Here is an 8756-nt window from a genome sequence, read left to right on the forward strand (position 1 = left end):
CTCCTCAGAATCAGAAATTTTTAGCCTCAATTTCTCGCAATCCTCGCTACGGGCGGCGCTATTCTCAGACAGCCTCCCAGGTAGTAGCAACCGTTGAATAAGGCAATAAAAAAAGCAGATTAACCAAGATAATCATAGGTTACTCGACACTGTTATTAGCCCCTATTGATCAGTTGGAAGCCTGTTCGACACTGGATCTGACGGTATGGCCACCGCTGAGACCGGTAAGCCAGTTGGGGCATTTGCCGAGCCTTTTCACATAACAGGTTCCATGGTCTTCACCGGCGGTATTGCCCGCCAGGAGTGTCGTGATCAACCCATTGCCCGCGGGTATTTCAAACTTTTCAAGGGAACTGTCTGAATCTGCTTGCCTGTTGTCAACGCCCTGTATAGAGTCAATGATTTTTTTATTGTTGGTGTGGTTGCGGCTGAAACAATGTCAACCAATTCCATGCTTTACTTTGCTTTCCGGGCTTTTTATCCATGAACCGAATATACAATATTGCTATTTACGCTGCCGACACACTGGCCGGTGAAACTCTGGTTCGCCAGCTGGAAGAACCTTTTTTGAATGGTATGTTGAATGGTATGCCGCCACCGGTAATAAGCCTTTATCCGCTCGTTGAGTCTGGTCAGGTTTCTGGTGCCGTTGAGTTTCATGGCGAAACATTAGAGTTTATTCCGGCTGATGAAGCCGACTTTTCCGTCACGGACATTCTGGTGATGCCAGCCGGGTGTGACCGAAATGCAGAATTAATAAGCCGGGCAGTTGAGAGTGGTTGTGCCATTATTGATGCCTCAAAGGGGGCTGCATCCCGGGGTTATACGGTGCCGGTAATGGTCAACTTGAACAAACATTTTATCGAAGAAGCGATGGATAACCGTTACTTTGCTGTACCCGGTTCTGCTGTTGCCTGCTTACTTCCCCTGCTGCAAAGGCTGCACCAGCGGTTCACCCTCAGTGGCATCAATCTGGTGGTCATGCAGCCGGTGGCTGCGCTTGGTCAAAAAGGTGTCGATGCCCTGCGAAAGCAAACCATTGAATTGCTTAACGGCAAGCCAGTAGAGCATGGAGATTTTTCCGCTCGTCTGGCCTACAACCTGATTCCGGAAGTTGATGCAGGAGAGGGCGATGTAATCGGTCATGAAGCCAATATACGCAATGAACTTCTGTTGGCCCTGGGAGAAGAGTTGGACATTCGTTTGACCGCCATCACAGCCCCGGTATTTTTTGGTGACAGCTTTGTCATTGATCTGGATACTGTCCAACCGGTTGATATTCAGGAAATACCGTCTTTACTATCAGAACTTACTGAAATATCAGTGGCTGATGGTTCTGGATTACCCACCCTTGAAGACGCTGCGGGTAGTGATCAGCTGCATATTGGCAAGATCCGGCAGCAGTCAGTTTATCAAACAGACTTGAGTTTCTGGATGGTGGCCGATAGCTTCAGGAGAGGTTCTATTCATACTGTTGAATTGATTGGGTTATTGATAAACGACTTTGCCGAGTGATAATTTAAGTTAACTGCTTGGCGTCCCTTGCTGTTAAGAGATCAGGGGGGCTGCTTTCTCAATAGCTGAAGGCAGAAGGGGCTTAAACAGTCTACGTATAAAACAAGGATTCACGATGAAACTGCAAAAACTTGTCGTAGTGATGTCAGCGCTGGCAGGGGGGATCGCTTCAGTTAATTCCCATGCGCTGGGTCTGGGGGAGGTGAAGCTGTATTCCGCTTTAAATCAGCCCCTGGTGGCTGAGATAGAGTTAATGCAGATCAATGATCTCACACGTAATGAGATTCTCTCTAATCTTGCCAGCAAAACAGATTTTGAGCGGGCGGGTGTTGATCGTCCTTTCATTTTGAATAATCTTCGGTTTGATACCAAAGTTGGCCCTGATGGCAGGGGTTTGATCAAAGTCACCAGTCTGAGCCCTGTTCATGAGCCTTATCTTAATTTTCTGCTTGAGGTGCACTGGCCAAGTGGTCGTTTATTGAAAGAATATACGATTCTTCTTGATCCTCCAGTCTTTAATGGTCAGGCTTCAGCGCCTGTTGACAAGCCCGCATCATTGCCATCCCATTATGGAAGAACTGACTCCGGGTGGAACGAGCCACCCGGGGCAGATGGTTACTATGCGCCATCACAGAAACCGGTTGAATACGGAGACTCCATTCAGCCACGGCCGATTCGGTCGGCTGCTTTCAGTCACAATAACGCCTCTTCGAATGTATCCGATAGCACATCCCGGAGTTATCGTGTGAACAGAAATGACAGGCTCTGGGAAATTGCCGAGAGAGTGCGTCCTGATTCCGATGTGACGGTACAGCAAACCATGCTGGCGATTCAGCGTGGCAACCCTGAGGCATTTACTGATAACAATATCAATCGCCTCAAGAGTGGGCAGGTTCTCAGGATTCCGGATCGCAATGACATTACCAGTTTGACTGCCAGTGAAGCGATTGCTGATGTATCCAGACAGAATCGTCAGTTTCATGGGCGCAGCCAGATTGCTCAACTGGATGCCACCAGAAGAACATCATCAGTTCCCACAGATTCTCTAAAGACTTTAGATGGCCAGCTTGCCATTGTTTCAAGTGCTGCCGCCAGTGGACGTGGACAGGATCTTGGTGGGGACGCAGCCGGTGGCAATGCCGCGTTGCAGACCGAGCTGGCCGTGACCCGTGAACAGCTGGACAAGCTGAGTCGGGAGAATGCTGAACTCAAGAGCAGGTTGAAAGATCTTGATGATCAGATGTCTACCCTGAAGCGTCTTGTTGCCATGAAAGACGATCAGTTGGCGGCCTTGCAGAATCAGCCCCGGTCAGCACCACCGTTACCCATGAAGCACCAGCCTGAGGCAGTGCCCGGGCCCGGTATGGCAGATACGCTCTTTGGCAACCCCCTGATAATGCTTCTTCTCGCTTTGATACCTTTGGGAGGTGCTGGCTGGCTCTTTTATCAGCGGCGCAGGAAACGGCAAGAAGCACTGGAAGATGAAGATGATGATAAGAACATTCAACCACTCAAGGGGGTATCGATTGATGCCTCCCCAAAGCCAGTAACCTCTCCCAGCGCAGAGGATGAGTTCAAGTTTGATCAAGCGCTGGCCTCAGATGATTCTAAAGTAGCAACTGACCGGGAAACGACTCAGCAGACCAAAGACCCGCTGAGTGAAGCTGATATTTATATTGGCTACGGTCGCTTGAATCAGGCTGAGGAATTATTGGGTGAGGCAATCTTGAATGAACCGGGAAGGTCTGACCTCAAGCTGAAGCTTCTTGAGGTTCATTCAGAAAGTGGCGATTTTGATAAGTTCAATCAGGTTTTAGCAGATCTTGAGGCGGTTGGAGATAGTACTGCACTGCGTGAAGCGGAGGTCTTCAAGGCCAGGTTCTCTGATACATTTGAAAGTGTTTCAGGGCCGGAAGCGATGGATCAGTTGCCAGATCTTGATCTGGATGGTCTTGAGCAGGGTCAAGACTCTCTGGATGACCTGGGCTTTGACCTGGATGATTTTGAACTGGATGAAGAGCCTCAAGCCGCTGCACAGTTTGAAACCGGTGAGCTTGATGAACTGGATGATTTTGATTTTGGTTCTGAGGCAGACGATTTTCTTGCCCGGGATAGTCAGGCAGCTTTCTCTGATGGAGGTGGTTCCAAGCTTGAAGCTTCTCTGGATGATGACCTGGACTTCCTCTCCGAAGGCGATGAGGTGGCTACCAAGCTTGATCTCGCAAGGGCTTATATGGACATGGGGGATAGGGAAGGGGCCTCTGCAATGCTGCAGGAAGTTATGGAGCAGGGCAGTGATGAGCAGAAGCAAGAAGCCATGGTACTTCTGCAGAATCCCGGAACCAGTTGATGAGTTTGTCTGCAGGGCCCGATAAAGACTTATTCACCTTACCCGAGGTTTTTCAAGGCAAACTCATATTGATCGGGCAAGTGTTCCAATATCTGTTTTAGTACTTTGATTTCCATCTATTGTCGTCTCTTTTTCCACGTACGATTTCCTGTTTTGCACCAGATAGTGCAGTCTTAACAGGTGCAACTCATCATAGGGAACCTGTTCCTGCAACGCATCAAACAGTGGCCGCAAACGATCAGTACCATGGTTATTAATGGCTTCCAGAACGAGGGTTTGTCGTTCAGGCGATAATCGGGACAGTCGGAGAAACGCGTCCGAAACCGGCAGATGAGCGACTTCCGTCTGGTATTTGTAGAGATGGCCCAGCAGGGTAGGCAACTTCAGATTGAACTCATCCTGAAGACGGCTGAGACAGTTGTGCTTGCTGAACGACTCCCCAACCGTAACATGTCTGCCTCGGCTTGCTGTCCGAAGACTGGGAAGGCTTTCTCTGACAGAAGGTTTGGTGATTTCTTCTATCTGATTTTTATCGCAGAATGAAGTTATTTCATGGAGAAACGCATCGCCATAATGATCCAGTTTTACCTGACCGACACCACTGATCTGCAGCAGACTGTACCTGGATTGTGGAAATCTGGCCGACATTTCAATCAGAGTTTTATCAGAAAAAATAATGTAAGGCGGTACGTTCTCCTGGTCTGCCAACACCTTGCGACAGGCTCTGAGGATATTAAACAGCTCGTGGTTATAGTCCAGGCTGCTCTGTTTATCTGTCGCGGCTTTACTGGCAGGTTCTGCTCTTTGGGTGAGCCTGATCTGAATTTTCTGAGCGCCCCTGAGTACTGCACGGGCATGGTCTGTCAGTTTTAAACTGCCGTATTCTGCATCCTGATGTACCAGGTTCTCCTGTATCAATTTGCGAGCCAACTGCTGCCACTGAGGTTTGGTCAATTCAGTACCGATACCGTAGGTGGGAATCTGATCATGTTGGCGCTGCTGGATTCTTTTGGATTTTGAACCACGCAAGACATCAATCACATAGGAAATACCAAAGAGTTGTCCTGTGCGATAGATGCAAGACAGCAGTTTCTGGGCGGCCACGGTCACATCGGTTAACGGTTGTTTCTCTGACAGGCAGTTGTCGCATAGCTGGCAGTTTTCCTGGCTATAGGTTTCACCAAAATAGTGCAGCAGTGGTGTTCTGCGGCACTCCTCGGCTTCTGCGTAGCCGATCAGGGCGTTCAGGTGCTGGTTGGCGATGCGTTGTTCAGAATCGGGTTTCTGGTTGATAAAGAACTTGACCTTCTGAATATCGCCATAGCTGAACAGGAAGTGGCAGTTGGCGGGCAGACCGTCCCGCCCGGCACGGCCGATCTGCTGGTAGTAGCTTTCAATGTTCTGGGGCATATCAAAGTGGAGAACAAAGCGAACGTTGGATTTATTGATGCCCATGCCAAAGGCCACGGTGGCCACCATAATTTGAATATCATCCCGGATAAAAGCGGACTGATTGGCCTTCCTTTGTTCACTGGTCAGTCCGGCATGATAGGGCGCTACGGAACAACCGTTATCTGCAAGAATCCGGGACAGTTCATCTACCTGTTTTCTGGAATTGCAGTAAATAATGCCAGACTGATTCTGGTATTTCTCAATCAGCTGCAGGGTTTGCGCAACAGGTTTTTTCTTCTCCATAACTTCCAGATAGAGGTTGGGCCGGTTAAAGCTGGCGATAAACTCATTGGAGTCGGACATCTGCAGACTGTTTTTAATGTCCTGCTGTACCCTGGGGGTGGCGGTGGCTGTCAGTGCCACACAGACGGCACCGGGCAAGTGCCGACGTACCTCCGCCAGTTGGCGATATTCCGGACGGAAGTCATGCCCCCATTCGGAGATGCAGTGGGCTTCATCTATAGTCAGGCAGTCAATGTTGATGTTGCTGAGCAACTGCTGTGTACGTTCCAGCATCAGGGTTTCCGGCGCCATATACAGCAGCTTGATGTTGCCATTGTGTACCCGGCCCAAAGTATTTTGATAATCAGCACTGCTGAGCGTGCTGTTTAACAGGGCAGCGGGAATGCCCAGAGACGTCAGTTGATGAACCTGATCTTCCATCAGGGAGATCAGCGGTGAAATCACCAGGGTCAGACCCGGAAAGATCAGGGCGGGGATCTGGTAACAGATAGACTTGCCACCACCGGTGGGCATAATAGCCAGCGTGTCGTTGCGAGCCAGTATGTTGTCGATAATGGCGCTCTGATGTGAGTGAAATGCATCGTATCCAAAGACGGAATTGAGTAGTTCTAGTGCTGTTCCGGACATAGTGATGTTCTGTGTAAACTCTCTGTACTGGGGTATTGCTGCCACCCCTCAAACAAGTGGGTCCATATACGTTACACGGGCATTCCGGGTGGCTGTCCGGTAACTGCTGATCTTGCCAGTCAAGGCTCAATGGCTCAAATATCTATTTGAATTCAAGTTGGAGATTCCAATGTTTGCCCTTTTTACCGCCTTTTTGCTGTCATTTTCAACCTTTTTGCTGGATCGTGGCTGGTTTGTGTAGAAATCGATTTGGCAATTATTTTGAGGAATAGATACAGGAAATTCCTTATTTTCACCAAGACCGTAAGCCCATGGCCTCCAAAGCCTTTAGCATAGTCTTCTCAGTGTCTTTTGCTTGAAAAGATGCTTCTTAATGGATTCCGGGGAGTTACCTGAATAATACTTCCAGAAGGCCGGATAGCGCAGCTTTCCCACGCTTTCTAATGTTGTGCAGACACTCAAGGAATCCCAAATACAGAGGGAGCATCTCTTGTGATATTCCTCTATGAGGACGTAACCAAGAGCGCAGCAGCGACCAGAATCCCACCATTGTGTTCACATGAACCTCGTGGAAACCATCGCCGTCCTCATCCCGAACGTACTCTCCAGCCCCATGGCAGACAGACTTATACCCATAGCCCCACTCCTTCATTTTGCTGTAAATAGCGTACTTATCGGTGAGAACCACATCGGGCTGTTTACTACATACAGCCGCCCTGAGTTGCCGGGTCATTTTCTGGACATCGCTGATGTTCAGATCAAGCTCTTGAGCAATCTGGCTATTCGATATATCCAGTGACATCAGATGCAAACAGCTAACCCAAATTTTCAGTGGTTGATGGTGACCAGAAAAGACGGAGAGAGTCAGGTCATCGAACTTACGCCTGCATTTTTTGCAGAAATAGCGCTGCCGTTCTGGCTGTGACTCATCCTTACCCTGACGGGTAATGTCATCATTTTTGCAGCGGGGGCATATTATGCCTTCAGACCAGCGGAGTTCGCGTATGCGTTCGGAAGCACTTGGCGTTATCAAGGAGATCGTATAGCTTCGTGAAGCTGTTTTACACTGGAAAGCTCATTACTCATAGTCGGGAAAAGCGTATTGGTGACAACTCCCCGGAATCCATTAAGAGCCTAAATCAATAGGTTAGAAAATAATGTTGTATCAAAATAGCGCCACAGGTTGCGCTGCCCCTGCCCCCGGATTGTTTCCGGGAGCTTTCAGGGCTTCGTCAGACAGCAACAGCCAGCTTAACGCCCAACGCTTTGAGCAGGCGGTGAACCGTATCCCAGCGGGGTTGAACCTTGCCGTTGAACGCTTTGTAGAGGCTTTCCCGGTTAAGGCCGGTCTGTCTTGCCAGCTCGGCAACACCTCTGTGCTTGACCACATCGCCCAGGGCAATAATGAACACCGCTGGATCATCATCCTGATACGCTTCGGTGAGGAAGCTGGCTATTTCGTCATCCCGCAGCATTTCTACGGGATTAAGCGGGGTCAGTTTCAGTACCATTGTTCAGTCCTCCAGTTGTTTCAACAGTTCTTTGGCTTTTTTAATGTCCCGGCTTTATCGCCACCACACAACAGAATGACCAGTTGCTGATGGCGAAGGGTGTAGTAGAGGCGGTAACCCTTGCCAACAAAGAGGCGCATTTCACTCACTTCATCGCCCACCGCTTTGACATCCCCCAGATTGCCCGCTTTGGCACGTTCAATTCGCAGGGCAACGGCTTTGGCGGCCTGACGATCCCGCAATTGCCGGAACCATTGGTTAAATATCTCGGTCGAGACCACGTCGTATTTCATTATCTAACTGTAGCCGTTAGGCTACAAACAAAAAAAGTGCAAACAAAAAAAGTGCAAACAAAAAAACACTTGTTAGCAATGTTAACAGGGTGCTGCATTGTTAGTGTGTTGGCAAAATCCAGCACAGGGATTGGAACCCCGGATACCTTCAAGGCGCACGAGTCGCACTATTATGTCGCGGCTTTTTTTTTTTGTGCGTAGCATCCCTGCTTGCCTATTTATGGCGGATCGGGTGGGGTAGCCTTTCGGCTGGCCGTTATCCTTGAAGGCCGGTAGTTCCAACTCCACCCGATCCGCCTCCATCACGAGATTGAAACCTCTGGGAGGTGGTTTAAAAACCAACTTCAAGGAGGCTGTCCATGACTGCCAAAATCATCCCCTGTACCGACTCGCCAACCCTCGGCGGCCGACACTGCCCTGAGCCTATTGCAACAATACCTGCTGATTCGCCTGCTGATTCGCCTGGAGAAAGACTGCAGTCGGCTTACGCTTATGCTCGCCCGGGAGATGGACCTTCTGGCGCTACAGAAAAACGGCTCTCTCAAAATTCCGGCACAACTGAGTGCCCCGTCGTAAAGCATCACCTAATCGGGCCGCGCAGGCGGTGATATAAGACAGGAGCGCGGGGGCGCGTGGGAGGCTGTCCGAGAATAGACTGCCCTACGCGGCAACTGTTCCTGCGTTGATCTAGCTCCTGCATCCATGCAGTTGTGCGGTGGCAGCAAATTGGTCTAAAAATTTCCGACTTTTTATCCTCAATTTTCT

General features: G+C 49.5%; 7 protein-coding genes. 3 read left to right on the plus strand and 4 right to left on the minus strand.

Features of this window, described 5'->3' with window-relative positions:
• Positions 1–205 precede the first annotated feature (205 nt).
• The 3 genes from KDK14_RS16445 (at position 206) to KDK14_RS16455 (ending at position 3865) form a co-directional block, all read left to right on the plus strand.
• Entirely contained in the window at positions 206–361 is a 156-nt protein-coding gene (locus tag KDK14_RS16445) for a hypothetical protein (protein WP_257266260.1), read from the plus strand.
• A 122-nt stretch (positions 362–483) separates the two neighbouring features.
• Positions 484–1515, plus strand: a complete 1032-nt coding sequence (locus KDK14_RS16450) for an Asd/ArgC dimerization domain-containing protein (protein WP_257266261.1) — start codon at positions 484–486, stop codon at positions 1513–1515.
• Positions 1516–1630: 115 nt separating this feature from the next.
• Complete coding sequence (locus KDK14_RS16455; RefSeq protein ID WP_257266262.1) at positions 1631–3865, plus strand: FimV/HubP family polar landmark protein; 2235 nt, start codon at positions 1631–1633, stop codon at positions 3863–3865.
• A gap of 63 nt (positions 3866–3928) precedes the next feature.
• Here the strand turns inward: KDK14_RS16455 and recQ are convergent, their stop codons facing one another.
• From recQ to KDK14_RS16475, 4 genes are all read right to left on the minus strand, one after another.
• The gene (gene recQ, locus KDK14_RS16460; RefSeq protein WP_257266263.1) at positions 3929–6187 is read right to left on the minus strand and encodes a DNA helicase RecQ; all 2259 of its coding nucleotides are present in this window, start codon (positions 6185–6187) and stop codon (positions 3929–3931) included.
• A gap of 388 nt (positions 6188–6575) precedes the next feature.
• Positions 6576–7220 (minus strand): transposase, encoded by a 645-nt coding sequence (locus KDK14_RS16465; RefSeq protein WP_257266264.1) that lies wholly within the window; start codon positions 7218–7220, stop codon positions 6576–6578.
• A gap of 199 nt (positions 7221–7419) precedes the next feature.
• Positions 7420–7698 carry an addiction module antidote protein gene (locus KDK14_RS16470; protein ID WP_257266265.1) on the minus strand — a complete coding sequence of 93 codons (279 nt, stop codon included), beginning with the start codon at positions 7696–7698 and terminating at the stop codon, positions 7420–7422.
• A 20-nt stretch (positions 7699–7718) separates the two neighbouring features.
• Complete coding sequence (locus KDK14_RS16475) at positions 7719–7991, minus strand: type II toxin-antitoxin system RelE/ParE family toxin (protein ID WP_257266266.1); 273 nt, start codon at positions 7989–7991, stop codon at positions 7719–7721.
• Positions 7992–8756 lie beyond the last annotated feature (765 nt).

It is taken from the genome of Endozoicomonas sp. ONNA2 (assembly GCF_024606365.1).
Classification (GTDB): Bacteria; Pseudomonadota; Gammaproteobacteria; order Pseudomonadales; family Endozoicomonadaceae; genus Endozoicomonas.

What these genes read in the sequence shown, in the direction of transcription:
- KDK14_RS16445 (WP_257266260.1), top strand. Translation starts at nt 206, where the DNA reads ATGGCCACCGCTGAGACCGGTAAGCCAGTTGGGGCATTTGCCGAGCCT.
- KDK14_RS16450 (WP_257266261.1), top strand. Translation starts at nt 484, where the DNA reads ATGAACCGAATATACAATATTGCTATTTACGCTGCCGACACACTGGCC.
- KDK14_RS16455 (WP_257266262.1), top strand. Translation starts at nt 1,631, where the DNA reads ATGAAACTGCAAAAACTTGTCGTAGTGATGTCAGCGCTGGCAGGGGGG.
- recQ (WP_257266263.1), bottom strand. Translation starts at nt 6,187, where the DNA reads ATGTCCGGAACAGCACTAGAACTACTCAATTCCGTCTTTGGATACGAT.
- KDK14_RS16470 (WP_257266265.1), bottom strand. Translation starts at nt 7,698, where the DNA reads ATGGTACTGAAACTGACCCCGCTTAATCCCGTAGAAATGCTGCGGGAT.
- KDK14_RS16475 (WP_257266266.1), bottom strand. Translation starts at nt 7,991, where the DNA reads ATGAAATACGACGTGGTCTCGACCGAGATATTTAACCAATGGTTCCGG.